Source organism: Kribbella sp. NPDC051936, from assembly GCF_040680955.1.
GTDB lineage: Bacteria > Actinomycetota > Actinomycetes > Propionibacteriales > Kribbellaceae > Kribbella.
Genome location: NZ_JBFAXS010000003.1, coordinates 166,255 through 185,222 on the forward strand (window position 1 = coordinate 166,255; position 18,968 = coordinate 185,222).

Here is an 18,968-nt window from a genome sequence, read left to right on the forward strand (position 1 = left end):
CTGATGAAGCCCACCCATCCGTGCGGCTTCGCATGCTCGACGGCTTCTGGGTCGTCGACGGTCAACAGACCTTGTCCATTCCGCTCAGCGCGCGCCGGGTCGTCGCGTTCGTCGCACTCCGCGGACGGTCCAGCCGTGCCGAAGTGGCCGGAACGCTCTGGCCGGAAGTGTCGGACTCCAAGGCGCAGGCCTGTCTGCGGACCGCTTTGTGGCGGCTCCGTCAGCTGAGCGTGCAGCCGCTGGTCACCGGCGACGAGACGCTCCGCGTCGACGAATCCGTGGACGTCGACGTGAACACGCTGATCACCGCCATTCGCCGGGTGATCAACGACGGCGAATGCGGAGCCGACCAAGGTCTGCTGCCGACACTCGCGGCGATGGGAGAGCTGCTGCCCGGCTGGTACGACGACTGGGTCCTGCTCGGGCGGGAACGCCTGCGCCAGCTCCAGTTGCACGCGCTCGAGTTGACGGCTCAGCAGCTGACCTGCTCCGGGCGGTACGCGGAGGCGATCGAGGCAGCCATGGCCGCGGTCCGCCTGGAGCCGTTGCGGGAGAGCGCGACCCGGGTGCTGATCGAGGTCCATCTGGCCGAGGACAACGTGGTCGAGGCGATCCGCCGGCTGGAGTTCTTCGAGCGGAGCCTGGCGGCCGAGCTCGGCGTCGAACCCTCGGCGGACCTGGTGAACCTGGTGCGCAGCCGGCAGGTCCGGGCCCGTCCGCGGACCAACGTGGCCGACCTGCCGAGGCTGGACCAGAGCCGGTTCCTCGCGTCCCGAAGGACCTTGGCCTAGAGCAATCGCTTGAATCTGTGGAGCCCCGGCGGAACGTCAGCGATCGGCGGGGCTCCACAGATCCTCGGCGCCGAGTGCCTCCACGTGGTACTTGCCGAGCGCGCTGACGAGGAACTGCAGCTCGAGCGCCAGGCACTCGACGAGGTTGACCAGGCCCTGCTCCGGGTCGGTGTCCACCGCGATGAGCGCGGCCCGGCCCAGGCCGGCCGCGTTCGCACCGAGGGCCAGGCATTTGGCGACGCGGGCACCCTCCCACATGCGTCCGGAGACCAGCAGGCACGAGGGATCCGCGTCGTTCCGGTCCTGACCGATCCGCAGCAGGCACTCGCCGAGCGGAAGCCCGACATGGCGAAGAAACGCGCGCGGCGCCCAGCCGGTGCCGGCCTCCGCGCCGTCGACGGAGACCGCGTCCGCGCCCGCTGCCCATGCGACCCGAGCCGCCGCAGACACGTCGCGGGCAGGCGGTAGCTTCACCCAGACCCGGGCCCGCGGGTAGTTGTTGCGCATCAAGCGGATCTGCTGCCGCAGGATCTCCTCGGTGAAGGTTCCCGGGCTGCTGCTGCGCAGGACCTGCTCGCCACCGAACACGGGGTCGATGAGGTACGCGCTCGTCAGGCGCGCGGCGGCGTTCGCGTCGACCAGCGTCATCCCGCCCAGTCCCGGTTTGGCGCCCTGGCCGACCTTGAGCTCGAACGCGAGCCGCCCGGATTCCAGCAGCGGAAGGACATTCGGGTCGCTGTACACCAGGTTCCAGACCTCGGCGTCGGCGTCCTCGGTGCTCTGCTGGACGACCACACCGCCGTAGGAGTCGAGCGCCTCCTTCTGGTACGCGCGGATCCGGCCGAGCAGTGAACGCTCCGCGTCGGCCTCGAGCCGGCCGTAGCTGTTGACCGGCATCACGTTCTCGCCGATGACCATCGGGATGCCGAGCCGGCCGGCCTGCCGCGCGGCGGCCACCCCGAGGGCTACGCTCGCCGCTTCGGTCGACCCGAACGCCGACACGTACACCGGCACCGTCGACAGGAAGCCGCCGATCGTCGTCTCGAGCCGCACGTCGCGGTACACCGGCTCGCGGGCCAGCTCGACGAGCTGGGCGAGCCGCTGCGGGACGAAGACCGGCGGGACCAGCCGCAGCCGGTCGATGGGGTCGTCGGGCAACGGCGGTTCGGCGGCACCGCTGCCGGCGCCGAACAGCGCCTGCCCGTAGTCGTCGGCGGGTGGGAACGCGTCGGCGGCGCCGGCCTTGGCGCGTTCGCGGATCGCTGCTTCGGGGAACCCATCGGCGTACAGGATGCCCTCCTTCGATCGGTCTCTGACCGGAAGAGGCGGCGGCGGTCCGCCGAAAATACGCCGTATCACCGCACCGCGCGCGGAGCCTCTCACGGATATACGGCGTAGCAGCGCCAAGGGGGGAACATCATGAAGTACACGCGTGCCATCGTGGTGCTCGTGAGCGCGACGCTCGGCGTCGGCTCGGCACTGCCCCTGACCACAACAGCAGCCCTCGCAGCCGATCCGTGTGGCCTGCCGCGAGGCGTCCTGAAACTCGCCGACCTGGCCTCCCGGTCCGCGATCGAGTGCGGTGCCGTCGGCCGGCTCGTCGACGCCGGGAACGGGGTGCCGCTCCCGGTTCAGCAGCCGGGGCGCAGCGTCAGCCTCGACATGCTGTATCCGGACGGAGCCCGGACCTTCACCCTCGCCACCGACGCCCGCGGCGTGGTGACGACCGACTCACACCACCAGGCGAGCAAGTTCCCGGACCTGCCAGGGCCGGGGGCTTGCGAGCGGGACACGTACAGCCTGCGTTCTTACAAGTGGTACAAACCCTGGCTGTTCCGTACGACCAGAGGAACGGCGCTTGCGAACCAGAGTCAGGCCGCCTTCGACGCAGCCGCGCGCAGGGCAACCGCCAACATGACGCAAGGCCGCAACACCTGCGGTCTGCGCGGCGGGATCCACGCGGCCGGCGCATTCGTGGGCCACACCAACGAGCGCGGCAACTTCGTGTACGCCGACGGGCAGACCACCTGCGGCGACTCCGACGGCCGCAACGTGATCGACGCGGGGGACCTGCCCGGCGGCTTCCTCGAAGCGACACTGGCCTGGACGTGCACCTGGGCCGAGACGCGGCACGGCGTCACGATGGCCGTCTCGGCGGACATCAGGATGAACGACACCGATTACAAGTGGACCTACGATCCGGTCAACGACCCCGCCTGCCAGCCGGCGCTGCCGCCCGATCAGGATCGCTGGCGGTACGACGTGGAGTCGGTGCTGACCCACGAGATCGGCCACGTCTACGGACTGGTCAACCTCAGCGCGGCCGAGGACGTCAACCTGACGATGTACCCAGGCGTCCGACGATGCACCGGCCACATGCGCACCCTCGGCCGCGGCGACGTCCTAGGGCTGCGGGCGCTCTACGGGTCTCGCTGATCGCGTGAGTCGCAGATAAAGCAACGCGCCGATGGTGACGACCAACGGCCAGATCAAGTAGACCCCGGCCATCAGGAGCAGCACCACGACAGCTCCTTGCGCCACGAGCGCGGCGAACCGTGCTCCGCTGCGTCGCGGCAGCAACTTCACCGCTGCCGCGACGCCCACGGCGTACACGGTCACGAAGAGCCCGGTGGTGAGCAGGACAAGGGATTGCGGCTCCAGCCGTGCCACCACCACGATCGCGGCGGTCGTCATCGACAGCGCGCTCAGTACGGCGAGGCTCCGCCGGGGAACCTCGCCTGCGGAGCTGCCGCGGTCCAGCCAGGCGGGCAGTGCGCCGTCGCGGGCCAGGGCGGCGCCGAGCTTGGCGGCGCCCGCGTAGTACGCGTTCATCGCGCCGAAGGTGAGCAGCAGCGCGGCCACCGCGGCCAGCACCCGGGCGTTGCCGCCGAGGCCGATGGCCAGGAGATCGCCGAGCGGCGCCGCGGTGTCGCCGGCCCGCGGGCCCAAAACGGTGACCGTGGCGAAGGCGACGCTGAGGTAGATCACGCCGACGATGATCACCGCGAAGGCGGTGGCCCGCGGCACGTCGCGGGCCGGCCGCCGGAACTCCGCGGTCAGGTAGGTGACTGTTTCCCAGCCGACGAAACTCCAGACCAGCAAAGCGGCCGCCGGTCCGATCGCCTGCCAGCCATGCGGTGCGAACGGCTCCAGGTTGGCCAGATCGGCATGCGGCAGCGACAGCGCGACCGCTAGACCCAGGAAGACCGTCAGCAGTCCGGCCAGGGCGATCTGGACGCGTCCCGTCACCTGGATGCCGAAGGCGTTCGCTCCCGGCACGATCACCAGCAGCGCCACCATGGTGGCCACGACGGTGCTCCGTCCGCCGCCCAGCGCCCCTTCGACATAGCCGCCCGCCCACAACGCGGCGGCCGGCCCGCCGACCGGAACGGACAGGTAGAAGCACCAGCCGACGATCGCCGCGGCCCGTTCGCCGAAGGCCAGCCGCGCGTACGTCGCGATCCCGCCCGCATCCGGGTAGCGGGCGCCGAGCGCGGCGAAGGTGGCGGCCAGCGGAGCGGACACGACCGCGAGTCCCAGCCAGGCCAGCAACGAGGCCGGGCCCGCCACGTCGGCAGCGAGCGCCGGCAGCGCGATGACGCCGGTCGCCAGCACGGCGCCGACGTACAACGCCGTGCCTTGTCCGAGACTGAGCCGGCCCGCCGGCGCCGACGAGGTTTCTGTCATGGGCGATATCTTCGCGGCAACCGGGCGGTCACGGCGAGGCGATCCCCGGCACCTTCGGGAACGCGCTCGCCTGCCAGACCGAATCCAGCCCCGCGACGTACCGGGTGAACCGCTCGAGGCCGAGGCCGAAGCCCGCGCTCGGCGGGACGCCGTCCTTGAGCATCTGCAGGTACCACGCGTACTTCGCCGGGTTCTCCGCGGTCTCCCGCATCCGCGCGATGATCGTCGCGTAGTCCTGCTCGCGTTCGCTGCCGCTGCACAGCTCGCCGTACCCCTCCGCCGCGATCAGGTCGAAGTTCCGCAGCATCCCGGGCAGGTCCTTGTTCTCCCGGTCGTAGAAGCCGCGCGAGCCCTTCGGGTAGTCGGTGACGAAGAACGGCCGGCTGGCCTTCGCCGACAGCTTCGCCTCGCCCTCCCAGTCGAGCTCGGCGTCCGGGCTCTGGTCGTGCCCCATGGCTTGCAGGTCCGCGACCGCGTCCGCGTGCGTCCGGCGCCGGAACGGCTCGGTGAGCAGCTCGGTGAACTCGGAGGTGTCCCGGCCGAGCGCCTCGAACTCACTGGCCAGGTGCTCCACCGCCTGCTGCACGATGTGGCGAACGAGTTCTTCCGCGACTGTCATCGCGTCGTCCCGGGACGCGTTCGCCATCTCGATGTCGATCTGGTGGAACTCGGCCAGGTGCCTGCTCGTCGACGCGGTCTCGAGCGGCTCCAGCCGGATGTTGGGCGCGATGAAGAAAATCTTGTCGAACGAGGTCAGCACGGCCTGCTTGTAGAGGATCGCGCTCGTCATCAGCTTGTAGCGGTGCCCGTAGTAGTCCACGTCGACCTGCTTGGCGCCGCGGGCGCCGGGGTCGGTGACCGGGCCGATCACGGGCGGCAGCAACTCGATGAACCCCTGGGCGCCGAGGTACTGCCGGGCCGCGGTCAGCATCCGGTGCTGGATCTTCAGCACCGACCGGGTGACCGGCGAGGTGAGGTGCTCACGCGGACTGGCGGGCAGCCGGGCTTCGGTCTCCGGGATCCGGGTCTCGGTCATCTCCTGTGCTCCCTGCTGAGGCGCCCGGTAGGGGCGGTGCGGTCGGTGTCGGAAGGTGCGTGGCCGCGGGTGCGGCGCGGTACTCGTGCTCCAGGCTGGCGCTGTCGTAGGTGCGTTCGACGTACGACAACGAGGCCAGCAGCCCCGCCGCCGTCAGGTCCGCCGGGTCGGTCGGGCCGACCGCACCGCGGATCGGCATCGACCCGACGGAGGACCACTGCAACCGCCCCGCGCTGTCGAGGTAGCTGCGGGCCCGGCCGGCGTTGTCCGGGTGCAGGCAGTACGGCACGTCGAGGTAGCCGCGCCGGAACGCGGTGGCCAGCGCAGTCCCGATGTCCGGGCTGAGGTCCAGCACCGCCTCGATCAAGGTGGTCGCCTCGGCGTGGATGCCGGTGTCGGCGGTCTCGCCGGCGATCGTGAGGCAGTGCTCGGCGGCCAGCGCCGCGGTCTCCAGGGCGGCGATGTTCTCCGCGAACGTGGGAATTCGGTAGCCTTCGGCAACTGTTTTCACGATCAGCCGGCCCGCGCCCGTCCGGACTGCCAGCCGTGCGGCCTCCTCGAGCAGCCGCGAGGCGCCGTCCGGCGTCCTGGGATACACGCCCATGTAGGTGTAGACGACGATGTGCCACTCGATGTCCGGTAGCCACTGAGCGGCCAGCCGGCGCAGGGCCAGCAGCGCCTCGACGTCCTGGTCCGGGTTGGTCTGCTGGGCGTAGCTCAGTGAGACGCTGCGGATCCCGTGCTGACGGAAGAACAAGCACTCGAGCACGCTCAACGCCACCAGCAGGCTGGGCGGGCAGAGCTGGCCCATCATGCAGCCGCCGAAGCTCTCGACGTGCGGTTCGGCTCCGGTGGACCTGACCTCGGCCAGCAGGTCGCAGCTACGGGCCCAGTTCGGGATCGACTCCGACAACGGCATCCGGCTGTACGGCAGGCAGTACGAGACCGGCCCGCCCTCGGTCGCGTGCAGCCCGGCGCGGATCAGCGCGGCCACGATCGGCTCGGGGCACGGCGAACCGTGCCGGACCTGGACCGGGAAGTCGGGTTCGACGACACCGTCCAGGACCCTGCGGGTGGTGGCCGGGTCGTGCGCGACGATCGGATAGCCGTTGAGTTCGATGCCGCTCGCCAGCGCCGACTGCGCGTTCACGTTGTCACCCATCCGGGTGTAGCTGTCGAGGGTGATCGTCCCGACCGTGGTGGCCGCCGCGCTCTTGGTGGCCAGCAGTCCGGCCCGCATCGCGACCGGATCGCTGACCCCCATCCGCGGCTGCACCACCAGCCGGCCGGACCGATGGGCGCGGGCGACGAAGTCACCGAACGAGCCGGTGCCCGGGCCGCTCACGAAGCCCGGCCGGTGGTCAGTCGACCGACGTACGACCGGAAGGCGGTCAGTCCGGTGCCGTCCTCGAAGACCGCTCCATACCCCGCGGCCTTGAGCTGGGAGCGGCTGCGCTCGCTCCCGGGCCCGGAGATCCCCAGCTTCCCGCCGATCACCATCGGGGTGCCGGCCAGCTCCGGGTGGTTGCGGACCTGACCGATCAGCCGCAACCCGTCGTGGAAGCCGTGCCCGTTCACCGTGCTGACGACGATCAGGTCGGGCCGCAGCCGCAGGCATTCCGAGACCATCAGGTCGTCCGGGACGCAGGCGCCGAGGTTGCGGACCTGATGGCCGAGCTCCTCGAGCAGCAACTGCAGGACGACAAGATTCCAGGTGTGCGAGTCCGACGACACGCTGGTCAGTACGACGGACAAGCCGTCGACACTGAGCTCCTTCCCCGCGGCGTGATCCATGACGAACAGAGCGGCGATCCGCGCCGGTCTGATACATCCCGGCGATCAGCCCGGGTCGATCTCTTCCAGTTCGGACACACCGGTCGCGGCCTGCGGACCGTACCGCTCCCAGCGTTCGTGCAACCGGATCCGGCCGTCGGGCAGCACTTCGGGTGTGCTCTCGCACCGTCCGACGACGAGTTCGCCGTCGGACAGCACCATGGTGTAGCTGAACTCCAGCGTGTCGTCCGGGCGGCACAGGCCGGTGAGTGCGCCCCGGCGTACCCGGCCGCCGCTGAAGTCCGCCCAGAGCAGGTCGCCGTGCTGGCGGTACGACGCGACCGTCGCCTCGCCGTCCCCGGCCTCATGGCCGGCCGGGGAGAACTTCCTGCCGTTGTAGTCGATCATCAGCCACCCGCCGGATCGTGGAGCTCCAAGGTGCAGCACTTCACGCCGCCGCCGGCCCGCAGCAGTTCCGAGACGTCCATGCCGATCGGCTCGAAGCCGGCGTCGCGCAACTTCGCGATCAGGTTCGTCGCGCCGGCGGACATCAGCACGTGACGGCCGTCGGAGACGGCGTTCAGGCCGAAGACCGCGGCGTCCTCGGCGTCCGCGAGGATCGCGGACGGGAAGAGCTCCCGCAGGATCGCCTGACTGCCCGTCGTGAAGGCGCCCGGGTAGTACATGACCGTGTCCGCGTCCAGCACTGCCAGCGCGGTGTCCAGATGGTAGTACCGGTCGTCGACGAGGGTCAGGCCGATCACCGGTCGATCGAAGTACTGCTCGCTCTCCAGGTGCGCCCGGCGGTCCGTACGGAAACCACTGCCGGCCAGCAGCCAGCGGCCGGCCGTCAGGTAGTCGCCCTCGCCCTCGTTCGCCGTCGCGGCCTGCTGGACCTGCAGACCACGGCTGCGGAACCATTCCAGGTACGACGCCGACTCCGCGTCCCGCTCGGCGTGCCGGAAGCGGGCCACCAGCGCGCGATCACCCCAGACGGTGGCGCCGTTCGCGGCGAACACCATGTCCGGCAGCCCCGGCGCCGGGGGGATCAGGTCGACGGTGTGGCCGAGGCCGACGAGCTGGTCGTGGATCCGCTGCCACTGCGCCATCGCGATCGGCTGGTCGGTGGGCTTGGCCGGATTCATCCACGGGTTGATCGAGTAGGTGACGTCGAAGTAGGTCGGCGGGCACATCAGGTACCGGCGGTGGGTGCTTCGCCGGATCACGGCGTTGCGCGGCAGGTCGGCGGTGGCGGTCGCGGTGCCGGCGTCGGAAATGAGGTTCATGCCGACAAGAGCGCGCGGGTGCCGCGATCAGATACCTCCGCGCATCAGTGTATTTCCGGCCGCCGGTGGCTGCCTCTGACCGAGCAGGAGCGCTCTGATTCCGCGTCGACCCCCCGGAGGTCCCGATCATGCAGACCGGCTTGAGCCGAGCTGAACTCACAGCACAGTACCTGGACGAGATCAAGCGACGCGGGATCTCCGCCGCCGAACTCGTCAGCACCCAGCCCGAGTCCGTCGGGCTGCAGTCGTTCTACGGCGGGCGCTACCTGCCCCGGCCGGTCTTCCTCGGGGCCGAGGAGTGCGAACAGCTGGCGAACGACATCCTGACCATGCACGCCGCGCTGATCAGCCTGCCCGACAAGCTGTACGGCGGCGACCTGGCCGCGTTCGGCCGCGCCGTCGGACTGACCGAGGTGCAGGTCTCCGCGGTCCTGCGCAGCCGCGGTACGACGGTGACGAAGCAGAGCCGCGCCGACCTGTACATGGACGAGTCCGGCTTCAAGCTGCTCGAGTTCAACATGGGCAGCGCGCTCGGCGGTATCGACCAGTCCGACATGGCCCGAGCCCTGCTGGACCAGCCGGTGCTGGCGGAGTTCGCCCAGACGCACCGCCTCGGCTACATCGACACCATGCGCGAACAGGTGAACAACATGTTCGTCGAGTGCGGCTTCGAGTACGGGTCGCGGCCGGTGCTGGCGACCATCGACTGGCCGAGCAGCTACGAGACCCTCGAGCCGTACATGCACCACTTCGCGACGCGGCTGCACGAGATGGGCGTCGACGCCCACGTCGGGCACATCGGCCAGCTGGAGGTCCGTGACGGCGGCGTCTGGCTGGGCGACCTGAAGATCGACATCATCCAGCGGCTGTTCATGCTGCAGGATCTGCTGGAGGACCCGGACGCGCACGCGCTGATGGATCCGATCCTGGACGCCGCCGCCCGCGGCGAGGTCAAGATCTTCACGCCGATGGACTCGGAGATGTTCGCCAGCAAGGCGGCGCTCGCGATGCTGTCCGACGAGGAGAACCGCAAGTACTTCGACCAGGAGACCCTGGTCAGCCTGGACCGGATCCTGCCGTGGACGCGGATGGTGCGCTCCGGCCCGGTGACGCTGGAGGACGGCTCGCAGGTCGAACTGCTCGACTACGTGCTGAGCCACCAGGAGGACCTGGTGCTCAAGCCCACCTCACGCCACAGCGGCGAAGGAGTGCTCCTCGGCTGGCGCGACGACACGAGCGCCGAGCTGTGGGAGGAGCGGGTCCGCGAGGCCCTGGACGAACCGTGGATCGTGCAGCGCCGGATCCGCCCGGTCCCGGAGCTGTTCCCGATGCCCGACGGCGACCCGGTGCCGTGGATCGTCAACTGGGGCGTCTTCACCGTCGTCAACGGGTACGGCGGCGTCTTCACCCGGGCCGCGACCGTCGAGTCCGACCTCGAGGTCATCCGGCTGTTCGCCGGCGCGTCCGCAGGTTGCTGCCTGCACGTCCTCCCCGAGGACTCCGACGTCGAGCCCGGCACAGCACTCCCGGTCCACAGAGGCTGACGCACGAACAGACCGGCGCGGCGCCTACTGGGCGCCGCGCCGGTTCGTCGTGCTCCGAGCGCTATTCAGAAGCCTTTGGAAGTTGCCTGCGTGGCTGGGTTTGCCGGGCCAGCGACAGTCAGCGCATCAGAGTGCCGGCTTGGAACGCATCCTGGACCAGCACACCTGGTACGCCGACGCCGCCTACTTCGGCACCACCGCCACCGTCCCGTGCAAGCCCGGTCCGCGGTCGAACGCGAGGGCCACGCCTGACGGGTGGGTGACGCGGTTTCAGTTCCTATGGGGCTGGATCGCGAGGAGGTCGGCGAGTTGGTTCCGGCCTTGCCTGCCAGGCGACGCGGGCCGCGCGGATGCAGTCGCGTGGCGAGTGGTGTTTGCTGGTGTGGGCCCACGAACAGCCCACAAAACAAGGGGATTCCGGCTCAGAAACTGTCGGTGGCGCCGTCTAGAGTCAATGCCATGGAACTTCTGGGCGAACGGCCGGCGTGGTCGATGAGTGGCGGCGAACTGCTGTCCACCCTCGACACGCTCGAAGCCGAGCTCGCCCGCCTGGAGGCCTACCGGCTGAGCGTGGTCGCCGCGATCGAGTCCACCGGGTACGCGCAGGAGCTCGGCGCCCGCGACACCGCCGAACTCCTGCGCTTCCGCTACCGCCTGGACCCACCGGCCGCCCGCCGCACCCTCCGCCTCACCCAGACCGCCCCGCACTACCCAGCCGTCGCCGCCGCCCTCGACCGCACCGCCTCGCCCGCCCCCGCCACGACCGCCGACCTACCCGACAGCGGACCCGCAGACGCCGAACCCGGGGACGGCGTACCCGACGACAGCGGATCCGGGGACGGAGGATCCGGCGACGGTGCTGGTGATGGCTGGCTGCTGCGGCCGGCGCAAGCGGCCGCGATCGTGTTCGGACTCGACCGGGTCCGGTCCCGGGTTCCGGTGCAGCACCTGGACGCGGCCGCGGAGCAACTGGTCGGGCTGGCCGGCCACCTGTCGCCCGGCGAACTGCGCACCGCCGCCAAGGAGATCGCCGACCTGCTCGACTCCGACGGCCCCGAACCCGAAGAACACAAGGCCTACGCCCGCGAGTCCCTGACGCTGTCGGCTGCGGACAACGGGGTGAAGTTCAAGGGCTTCCTGGCCAACGAGAACGCCGAACTCCTACGCGCCGTCGTGCACGCCGGCGCCCGCCCACACAAGACCGTCGACGGCGAGCACGACCCACGGCCGCGTGACAAGCGCCAGGCCGACGCCTTGTCCGGCGCTCTGGGCATCGCCGCCGCTGCATGGGACACCGCCGGACGCACCAGGCCCACCGGGCCCACCGCATCTACGGCGGTGGCCATGGCCGCCGCGTGCAGCGCGGGCGGCGCTGGGAGCGCGGGCAGTGCGGGGAGCGAGGGGAGCGAGGGGAGCGCGGGGAGCGCCGGGAGCGTGGGGAAGGATCGTCGGGTGGCCGGGTACGGCGCGAAGGCGACCATCACGGTCACGATCGACCTCGAAGACCTCAAAGCCGCGACCGCGGACGCGATCGGCCACACCGTCTACAGCGACGGGCTGTCCGCGGCCACGATCCGGCGCCTGGCCTGCGACGCGAACATCATCCCGCTGGTGCTCGGCTCGAACTCCGAACCCCTCGACGTCGGGCGCCGCGTGCGGCTCGTCACCGGGGCGATGCGCCGCGCCCTGGACGCCCGCGACCGCGGCTGCGTGGTCTGTGGGGCGCCGCCGGTCATGTGCGACGCCCATCACCTGGTCTCGTGGATCGACGGCGGCGACACCAAGGTCGACAATCTGGCTCTGCTGTGCCGCCGTCACCACGTCGACCTGCACAGGGGCCGCTGGACCGTCACCATCCTCGACGGCGTCGTCCACGTCGCCCGCCCCGGCTGGGCCGAACCCGCACCCACCCCCGCCGTAGCCCGACGCGCCGCACCCCCGCGCGCCCGACCACCCAGCGGCAGCACGGACCCGCGCGAGTCCGAGCCCACACAGCCCACCGAGCCCACCGAGCCCGGAGACGTCGGCCTGCGGGCGGTCGAGGGCGACGTGGTGGACACCGTCGCCGACCGCTCCCGATGGCGGGCCGACGAGGCTACCCTCCAGCAAGCGGCCGACTTCGCAGCCACCGGCTGAGACCGGAGAACACAACAACCTCCTACCCGCAGGCCTGCGGGCAGGAGGCCGTTGTGCTGCGGCGAGTCAGGAGGCGGCGGAGGTCAGGCAACACAGCGGCCTCCTACTCGCGGACCTGTGGGCAGGAGGCTGTTGTGCTGCGGCGGGGTCAGGAGATGGCGGAGGTCAGGTAACTCGGCGGCCTCCTACCCGCGGACCTGTGGGCAGGAGGCGGTTGTGCTGCGGCGGGGTCAGGAGATGGCGGAGGTCAGGCAACACAGCGGCCTCCTACCCGCAGGCTTGCGGGCAGGGCGTTGTGCTGCGGCGGGGTCAGGAGGCGGCGGAGGTCAGGCGACACAGCGGCCTGCTCGCGGACCTGCGGGTAGAAGCCGTTGTGCTGCGGCAGGTCAGGAGACGGCGGAATCGTTCCAGCCGTCTCCGGCAGCTAGCGGCTCGTCTCGTCGTCCACACCGAACCGGTGGGGGACGTGCCCGCTCGCGGGCGGATCCGCGTCGTCCTTTGCCGGCGATCCGCGCCCCTCCTCGACGTGCTCACCGAGCGCGAGGAGGGAACCGGCCTGCCCGTGGGATGGGGCGGCGTACAGGTCGCGCTGGGAAACCTCCGGCCTACCGCCGAAGCCGGCCACCAAGTTCAACTTCATAGTCTCTTGCCTGAAGGCCTGTTCGAGACTTCTGAGCAGGCCCGAAGGCAGAAGGTGGTGTGGGAGGTGGAATGCCGGCCGTCAGCGGACCGCCGAAGCAAGCCGGGCACCCAGCTCCCACGCCATCTTCCGTCTTCTTTGTTCTTAGGTCGCCGCTTCCGGGGTGGTGGTGTCCGGGGCGGTCGTGTCGGTCTTGGGTTCGGCGGCGGCCGGCTCTTCGTCCGGGCGGCGCATGCCGATGCGCGCGCAGACCGCGGACAGCACGGCGACGCCGGCCGCCCACAGCCAGAACGTCTGTCCGACGTGGGCCCACAGCCAGACACCGACCGCCGGACCGACGGCGTTGCCCAGGCCGAAGACGCTGAGCATGGCGCCCGAGTAGCGGCCGCGCAGGTGCGGCGGCGCCACCATGCCCGGGTACGCGAACGTGGTCGGTGCGCCGATGATCTCCGACATCGTCCAGATCAGCGTGCCGAGGATCAGCAGCACCGGAACCAGCGCGATCGCGTAGACGCCGTACCCGACCGCGACCAGACCGAACCCGGCGATCGCGGTCAGCCGCAGCGGCCAGGTCTGCACGTACTTGGTCGCCGGCACCTCGCAGACGGCCACCACGATGGCGTTGGCCGAGACCACCAGGCTGTACCACCACAGGCTGCTGCCGTCGTCGACGATCGCCAGCGGAAGCACCGCGATGTACTGGCAGTAGACGATCGTCACGAGGAACACGGCGGCCAGGTAGAAGTCGTACCGCCAGTCGGCGAGCACGGCGCGATACCCCTGCTTCGGTTCCGTGGCCTTGGCGGCGGCAGTGGCGGCGGCCTCCTCCGGTGTGGCCTTCCCGGGCAGGTACCTCCAGGCGATCGCACTGTAGACGACGGCGGCGAACGCCTCGGCCCAGAACAGCAGGTTGTACGAGACCGACACCAGCGCGACGCCGACGATCGGGGTCACCGCGGTGCCCAGGTTGATCGCCAGCCGGTACATCGCCATCGTCATCACCAGCTGGCCCGGCTTGGTGAGCTCGGCCAGCATCGCCTGCGCGGCCGGCCGGTTCAGCATGCTGACGGTGCTCACCGTCAGGATCGCCAGCAGGATCACCCAGTAGACGTTGATGTACAGGATCGAGACGATCAGCGCGGCGGAGCCGAGCATGCTGATCAACGTCGCCGCCCGCGCACTCAACCGGTCGGTGAGCCAGCCGCCGACGAACGACCCCAGGACATGGCCGGCGCCGTAGACACCGAGGGCGAAACCGGCCTGGCCGGCGCTGAAGCCCTTGTGCGTCATGAACAGCACCAGGAAGATCTGCAGGAACGCGCCCAGCCGGTTGACGAAGACGCCGAACAGCAGTGCCTTCGACGTGATCGACGTCTGGCGCCAGGTCGCGATGGCGCCGAGTCCCTCTCCCGGCTGCCCGGTCGAACTCGGTTCGCGGTCGACTTCTTCGCTCATCAGTTACTCCACCCCTCTGTGCCGGTGACCACGCTGCCCCCGGCGGGCTTGTGCCAGAAGGCATTCGGTCCTGCACGCTACCGCTCGCAGCGCCGTACCGACAGTCCCCAAAAGCAACAAAACAAGGCGTATCAGGCTGGGCCGGCCGACGCCTCTGATGAATGACGGCGACGCGTAGCGGAGCGCACGTGCGCCCCTGTCGACATGCCTTGTTCCCAGGAGGATCTGACCTATGACAACCGAAATGACGGAGGCCCTCCCGCGGATCCCGGACGACTTCATGCAGAGGCCGTACGAGATCCTCGAGCCGTACCGCAAGGCCGGCCGTGTGCACCACGTGGTCTTCCCGCACGGCGCCGACGTCTGGCTCGTCACCCGGTACGCCGACGTACGGACGCTGCTCCAGGACCCCAGGGTGAGCAAGGACGGTACGCGGATGAACGAGATGTTCGCCCGCCACACCGGGACCTACGTCGAGGACGAGAAGCCCGACGTCGGCTTCGACGACGAGCTGTCCCAGCACATGCTGAACAGCGACCCGCCCCGGCACACCCGGCTGCGCTCGCTGGTCAGCAAGGCCTTCACGCTGCGCCGGATGGAGGCGTTCCGGGAGCGGATCGAGCAGCTCGTCGACGACTACCTGACCAAGCTCGAGGGCCGCGACGACGTCGACCTGGTCGGCGAGTTCGCCCAGCCGCTGCCGATCGTGATCATCTGCGACGTGCTCGGCATCCCGTTCGAGGACCGTGAGCGGTTCCAGCAGTGGGCGGTCGAGCTGGTCGGTGCCGGCCACCCGGCGGAGGTCGTCGAGAACGCCTCCAAGAACGTCATCGAGTACGGCCGGCACATCATCGAGATGAAGCGTAAGAACCCGGCCGAGGACATGGTCAGCGCGATGATCGAGGGTTCGCCGGAAGGCGACCGGCTGACCGACGACGAGCTCGTCGCGATGATCTTCCTCTACACGGTGGCCGGTCACATCACCTCGCAGCACACGCTGTCGAACGCGATCCTCAGCCTGCTCACGCACCCCGAGGCGATGGCCCGGCTGCGGTCCGACCCGTCGATCATGGGGCACGCGATCGACGAGCTGATGCGGTACGACGGCGGCGTCGGCGTGGCCACCTTCCGGTTCACCGCGGAGGACATCGAGATCGGCGACGTGGTGGTCCCGAAGAACAACATTCTCGCGCTGTCGATCCTGTCGGCGCACCGCGACGACGAGCAGTACGAGAACGCCAACACGCTCGACCTGGACCGCAAGCCGAAGGGCGTCCTCGGATTCGGTCACGGCCCGCACTTCTGCATCGGGCAGCCGCTGGCCAAGATGCAGACGAACATCGCGCTGACCCGGCTGCTGGAGCGCTTCCCGGACCTGCGGATGACGGCCGACCCGAGCTTCCTGGAGTGGGAGCCGAGCACACTCCTGCGCGGCATGCACCACCTGCCGGCGGCGACCATCCCGCCGAAGTCCTGAACCTCGCCGGACATGACACTGCCCCAGCCGATCGGCTGGGGCAGTGTTGTCTGTAGGTACGATTCACTCCTCGACGTAGTACCAGTCCTCGGGTGTGATCAGGCCGTACGGGTTCACCGGCTCGAGACCGCGCAGGTTCTTCGCGACCTCGAACATCCGGTTCGGGAAGCCCGGGGACCAGATCGTCGGCACCTGCTCGGCGATGTAGTCCTGGTAGTCGAACATCGCCTGCGGGTCGTCGCTGTGCACGGTCCGGTCGATCAGCTCGTCGGCCTTCGGGTCGCTGTAGTCGCCGAAGTTGCTGCCGCCGCCGGTACGGAACAGCATCTCGCCGGTCAGGTGGCCGTAGAACGACCAGCCGCCGTTCCAGCTGTTGATCTCCCACAGGCGCTTCGCGGGACCGGGGCTGTGGTCCTCGGCCACCATCACCGAGCCGTACACCGGCTCCAGCTTGAGCTCGATTCCGGCCTTCGCCGCATCCTCCTTGAACATCTCCAGCATCCGGGTCAGCGCGACCTTGCCCTCGACGTACCGGATCGTGAACGAGAGCCGGTCGCCGATCTCGACACCCTCGCCGGAGCAGCCGGCCACCTCACCCGGCTGGACGCAGCCGGCCGGCAGCGTGCTGGTGTCCCAGCCGTGCGCCTCGAGCAGCCGCCGGGCCGCGTCGACGTCGAACGGCATCGGGTCGTTGCGCTGCTTCGGCGAGACGTGCGGGTTGGCCGGGGAGATCGGCACCGGGCCGTCCATCCGGTACGCGTTGCCGTGGAAGATCTCCCGGATCGCGCGGTCCTGGTCCAGGCACATCTGCAGCGCCTGCCGGACGTAGGCGTGCTTGTAGATCGCCGCGGCGGTGGAGTCGTTGTCGAAGTTGAACGGCATGTAGCGCACCACGAACAGGTCCTGCGCCACCAGGCGGTACGAGTCCGCGAGCGGGTCCTCGCCGTCGTCGGTGAGCCCCATCCCGAACGGCAGGTACCCGATCTGGATCCCGTCCGGCGCGTCCGGTCCGGCCTGCAGGCGCTCGTACATCAGCTCGTCGGTGTCGTTCTGCACCTGGCGGAACTCGTCCAGGTGCGGCTTGTTCGGGCCGGAGTACTTGTCGTTCGGGACGAAGGTGACGACGCCGTCGAGGGTGTAGCTCTTCAGCCGCCACGGGCCGTTGACGACGCTCCACACCGGACTCTCCGCCCAGCCGCCGCGGAAGTGGTTCGCCTCGATCGTCCAGTCGCCGTTCTGGCTCACCAGGTAGTCGTAGACGGCCGGGATGTCGGCCTTGTCGAACGACGCCCGGGCCGGTCCGTCCTCGGTCCGGTCCCAGGCCTTCGGCATCGGCGTGATCAGCGACAGCTGGTTCATCTCCACCCAGGTCTTGGAGTAGACCTCGTCGAAGGTGAAGCGGACCTTGTCCTCGGCGATCTTCTCGTACGACGTGAGGTTGTCGGGGAAGTAGCCGGGGACGTAGTAGCCGAGCCGGTCGCCCTTGACCGCCATCATGTTCACCCAGAACATCACGTTGTCGGCGCAGATCGGCTCACCGTTGGACCACTGCCAGGGCTTCAGCGTGACGGTGACGCTCAGCCCGTCCTCGCTCCACTCCGGCGGGTAGGCGAGGCTCAGGTCGGGGTTCACCTCCGGCCTGCCCTCCCGGCCGAGCCAGTACAGCGGGCGGAACATCAGCACCTGGAACTCGTACAGGTTGCGGATGCCGATCCGCTCCCGCGGCGTGAACGGGAAGATGGCCGCGGGCGGGAAGCCCGGGTTGCAGGCCCAGGTGACGGTGCCACCCTTGATCGGCCGGCCGTCCTCGGACGGCTGGTCGGACTGGTGCTCGGTCAGCACAGTGGACATCCAGGTCACCTCTCGTGAGTTGGATCAGGCCGTCAGCTGGGTTGCCGGCGCGGCCAGGCGTACGTCGATCTGCTCGGCGAACTTGTACGCCGTGCCGATCGCTTCGTCGAACGTCGCTCCGCTGGTGCAGAGGAAGCCGAGGATGTTGTTGCCGTCGGGCGGCCGCCGGATGACGTCGCCCGGCTGCGCCGTGATCTTGAGGAAGAACACCCGGTCGGATTCGGCGACCTCGGCCGGCACGGTGATCTGCTCGATCACACCCGCCGCACCGATCAGGCAGGTGCCGGCCAGGTGTACGCCGGTCGGGCGGTAGTGCTGGACCTCGGGCTTCCGGCCGGCGGCGACGGCCATCGTCGCGCGGATCGGGCAGTAGCCGGTGCTGAGCCGGGCGAAGTAGTCCAGCCCGCCACCGCCGGGCCGCACCGCGATCTCCAGCAGGTGCGGCTTGCCGCGGTGGAAGCGGACCTCGGCGTGCATCACGCTGCGCCGCAGCCCCTGCGCGTGCGCGGCCGTTGCCACCACCTCGTGCACGGCGGCCAGCTGGTCCTCGTCGAGGGTGGTCGGCGCGCGGTGCGCGTCGTCGTCGAAGGTGTTGCCCTCGATCGTGATCCGGTCGACGATCGAGCCCAGGTACACCTCGTCGTCCCAGGCGAGCGCCTCGATCTGCATCTCGCGGCCGTCGAGGAACGACTCGACCAGCAGCCCGTACGGCCCGACGTCGAGGCCTTCGGCCTCCATCCGGAACCACGACATCCCGGCCATGCCCTCGAGCGCCTGCGGGAACCGGGTCCGCATCTCGTCCGGGGTGTCGATCTTGAACACGAAGTTGCTCGCGGCACCCAACGTCGGCTTCAAGATGACCGGGTAGCCGAACTCTTCCGCGGTGGCGAGCGCAGCGTCGAGGTCGGCCGCCAGGCGGAACTTGGGCACCGGCGCACCGCCGAGCTCCTGGGCCTCCCGCATCAGGAGTTTGTTGCGGCTGATCCTGGCCGCGTCGAGACCGACACCGGGCAGTCCGAGCGCCTCCGCCACCGCGGCCACCGTGAGGACGCCGGACTCGGAGAACGTCAGGACGCCGTGGAAGTGTTCGGTGGCGTGCCACTCGCGAGCCGCCGCGATGATGTCGTCGATGTGCCGCGAGCCGGCGATCCGGTAGCGGTCGGCCGGCCAGTAGTCCGGCTCACCGAGTCCGTTCAGCACGAACAAGGTGCCGCCGAACTCCTCGATCTGGCGGTAGCGGGACTGGTAGTAGCCGGCGTTCTGCACGGCCTCCAGGGCGAGCAGTTTCATGG

At 69.7% G+C, this 18,968-nt stretch carries 16 protein-coding genes; 5 read left to right on the forward strand and 11 right to left on the reverse strand.

Annotated elements, in window-relative coordinates:
* Window positions 1-20 precede the first annotated feature (20 nt).
* On the forward strand, window positions 21-791 hold the full coding sequence (locus AB0L64_RS10990) for a BTAD domain-containing putative transcriptional regulator (RefSeq protein ID WP_355695614.1): 771 nt from the start codon (window positions 21-23) through the stop codon (window positions 789-791).
* 36 nt (window positions 792-827) lie between these two features.
* Here AB0L64_RS10990 and AB0L64_RS10995 read toward each other — a convergent pair whose 3' ends face one another.
* Window positions 828-2,150, reverse strand: coding sequence for a glutamate synthase-related protein (locus AB0L64_RS10995; RefSeq protein ID WP_363709993.1), 1,323 nt, complete (start codon window positions 2,148-2,150; stop codon window positions 828-830).
* A gap of 60 nt (window positions 2,151-2,210) precedes the next feature.
* Here AB0L64_RS10995 and AB0L64_RS11000 point away from each other — a divergent pair, with 60 nt between their 5' ends.
* Window positions 2,211-3,227 carry a matrixin family metalloprotease gene (locus AB0L64_RS11000; protein ID WP_363709994.1) on the forward strand — a complete coding sequence of 339 codons (1,017 nt, stop codon included), beginning with the start codon at window positions 2,211-2,213 and terminating at the stop codon, window positions 3,225-3,227.
* Here the strand turns inward: AB0L64_RS11000 and AB0L64_RS11005 are convergent.
* The 6 genes from AB0L64_RS11005 to ddaH are packed head-to-tail and all read right to left on the reverse strand — an operon-like array spanning window position 3,195 to window position 8,573.
* Complete coding sequence (locus tag AB0L64_RS11005) at window positions 3,195-4,478, reverse strand: amino acid permease (protein WP_363709995.1); 1,284 nt, start codon at window positions 4,476-4,478, stop codon at window positions 3,195-3,197. The two genes, AB0L64_RS11000 and AB0L64_RS11005, sit on opposite strands and share 33 nt — an antisense overlap.
* Before the next feature lie 28 nt (window positions 4,479-4,506).
* Window positions 4,507-5,514 carry an asparagine synthetase A gene (locus AB0L64_RS11010; RefSeq protein ID WP_363709996.1) on the reverse strand — a complete coding sequence of 336 codons (1,008 nt, stop codon included), beginning with the start codon at window positions 5,512-5,514 and terminating at the stop codon, window positions 4,507-4,509.
* Window positions 5,459-6,859 (reverse strand): methylaspartate mutase, encoded by a 1,401-nt coding sequence (locus AB0L64_RS11015; protein WP_359940340.1) that lies wholly within the window; start codon window positions 6,857-6,859, stop codon window positions 5,459-5,461. Before AB0L64_RS11015 ends, AB0L64_RS11010 begins: the two co-directional genes overlap by 56 nt.
* Entirely contained in the window at window positions 6,856-7,308 is a 453-nt protein-coding gene (locus tag AB0L64_RS11020) for a cobalamin-dependent protein (protein ID WP_363709997.1), read from the reverse strand. The genes AB0L64_RS11015 and AB0L64_RS11020 overlap by 4 nt, the downstream gene beginning before the upstream one ends.
* Before the next feature lie 45 nt (window positions 7,309-7,353).
* The gene (locus tag AB0L64_RS11025; RefSeq protein WP_359940334.1) at window positions 7,354-7,695 is read right to left on the reverse strand and encodes a hypothetical protein; all 342 of its coding nucleotides are present in this window, start codon (window positions 7,693-7,695) and stop codon (window positions 7,354-7,356) included.
* Window positions 7,695-8,573 (reverse strand): dimethylargininase, encoded by an 879-nt coding sequence (ddaH, locus tag AB0L64_RS11030; protein ID WP_363709998.1) that lies wholly within the window; start codon window positions 8,571-8,573, stop codon window positions 7,695-7,697. The genes AB0L64_RS11025 and ddaH overlap by 1 nt, the downstream gene beginning before the upstream one ends.
* A gap of 128 nt (window positions 8,574-8,701) precedes the next feature.
* Here ddaH and AB0L64_RS11035 point away from each other — a divergent pair, with 128 nt between their 5' ends.
* Entirely contained in the window at window positions 8,702-10,117 is a 1,416-nt protein-coding gene (locus tag AB0L64_RS11035) for a hypothetical protein (protein ID WP_363709999.1), read from the forward strand.
* 459 nt (window positions 10,118-10,576) lie between these two features.
* Complete coding sequence (locus AB0L64_RS11040; protein ID WP_363710000.1) at window positions 10,577-12,253, forward strand: DUF222 domain-containing protein; 1,677 nt, start codon at window positions 10,577-10,579, stop codon at window positions 12,251-12,253.
* 424 nt (window positions 12,254-12,677) lie between these two features.
* Here the strand turns inward: AB0L64_RS11040 and AB0L64_RS11045 are convergent, their stop codons facing one another.
* Both AB0L64_RS11045 and AB0L64_RS11050 read right to left on the reverse strand, forming a co-directional pair.
* Window positions 12,678-12,893, reverse strand: a complete 216-nt coding sequence (locus tag AB0L64_RS11045; RefSeq protein ID WP_363710001.1) for a hypothetical protein — start codon at window positions 12,891-12,893, stop codon at window positions 12,678-12,680.
* A gap of 144 nt (window positions 12,894-13,037) precedes the next feature.
* Window positions 13,038-14,348, reverse strand: a complete 1,311-nt coding sequence (locus tag AB0L64_RS11050) for an MFS transporter (RefSeq protein WP_363710002.1) — start codon at window positions 14,346-14,348, stop codon at window positions 13,038-13,040.
* A gap of 232 nt (window positions 14,349-14,580) precedes the next feature.
* Here AB0L64_RS11050 and AB0L64_RS11055 point away from each other — a divergent pair, with 232 nt between their 5' ends.
* The gene (locus AB0L64_RS11055; RefSeq protein WP_363710003.1) at window positions 14,581-15,825 is read left to right on the forward strand and encodes a cytochrome P450; all 1,245 of its coding nucleotides are present in this window, start codon (window positions 14,581-14,583) and stop codon (window positions 15,823-15,825) included.
* Window positions 15,826-15,888: 63 nt separating this feature from the next.
* On the opposite strand, the gene AB0L64_RS11060 is transcribed toward AB0L64_RS11055, so the two are convergent.
* Both AB0L64_RS11060 and AB0L64_RS11065 read right to left on the reverse strand, forming a co-directional pair.
* Window positions 15,889-17,676 (reverse strand): ABC transporter substrate-binding protein, encoded by a 1,788-nt coding sequence (locus AB0L64_RS11060; protein WP_363710004.1) that lies wholly within the window; start codon window positions 17,674-17,676, stop codon window positions 15,889-15,891.
* Window positions 17,677-17,700: 24 nt separating this feature from the next.
* A complete protein-coding gene (locus AB0L64_RS11065; RefSeq protein ID WP_363710005.1) occupies window positions 17,701-18,966 on the reverse strand; it encodes an ATP-grasp domain-containing protein in 1,266 nt (421 codons plus the stop codon).
* Window positions 18,967-18,968: the final 2 nt, after the last annotated feature.

Excerpts from the sequence above, each read along its gene's own strand:
- AB0L64_RS11025 (WP_359940334.1), bottom strand. The coding sequence starts at position 7,695 with ATGATCGACTACAACGGCAGGAAGTTCTCCCCGGCCGGCCATGAGGCC.
- AB0L64_RS11010 (WP_363709996.1), bottom strand. The coding sequence starts at position 5,514 with ATGACCGAGACCCGGATCCCGGAGACCGAAGCCCGGCTGCCCGCCAGT.
- AB0L64_RS11035 (WP_363709999.1), top strand. The coding sequence starts at position 8,702 with ATGCAGACCGGCTTGAGCCGAGCTGAACTCACAGCACAGTACCTGGAC.
- AB0L64_RS11005 (WP_363709995.1), bottom strand. The coding sequence starts at position 4,478 with ATGACAGAAACCTCGTCGGCGCCGGCGGGCCGGCTCAGTCTCGGACAA.
- AB0L64_RS11055 (WP_363710003.1), top strand. The coding sequence starts at position 14,581 with ATGACAACCGAAATGACGGAGGCCCTCCCGCGGATCCCGGACGACTTC.
- AB0L64_RS11060 (WP_363710004.1), bottom strand. The coding sequence starts at position 17,676 with ATGTCCACTGTGCTGACCGAGCACCAGTCCGACCAGCCGTCCGAGGAC.
- AB0L64_RS11020 (WP_363709997.1), bottom strand. The coding sequence starts at position 7,308 with ATGGATCACGCCGCGGGGAAGGAGCTCAGTGTCGACGGCTTGTCCGTC.
- AB0L64_RS11040 (WP_363710000.1), top strand. The coding sequence starts at position 10,577 with ATGGAACTTCTGGGCGAACGGCCGGCGTGGTCGATGAGTGGCGGCGAA.
- AB0L64_RS11050 (WP_363710002.1), bottom strand. The coding sequence starts at position 14,348 with ATGAGCGAAGAAGTCGACCGCGAACCGAGTTCGACCGGGCAGCCGGGA.
- AB0L64_RS11000 (WP_363709994.1), top strand. The coding sequence starts at position 2,211 with ATGAAGTACACGCGTGCCATCGTGGTGCTCGTGAGCGCGACGCTCGGC.
- AB0L64_RS11065 (WP_363710005.1), bottom strand. The coding sequence starts at position 18,966 with ATGAAACTGCTCGCCCTGGAGGCCGTGCAGAACGCCGGCTACTACCAG.
- ddaH (WP_363709998.1), bottom strand. The coding sequence starts at position 8,573 with ATGAACCTCATTTCCGACGCCGGCACCGCGACCGCCACCGCCGACCTG.
- AB0L64_RS11045 (WP_363710001.1), bottom strand. The coding sequence starts at position 12,893 with ATGAAGTTGAACTTGGTGGCCGGCTTCGGCGGTAGGCCGGAGGTTTCC.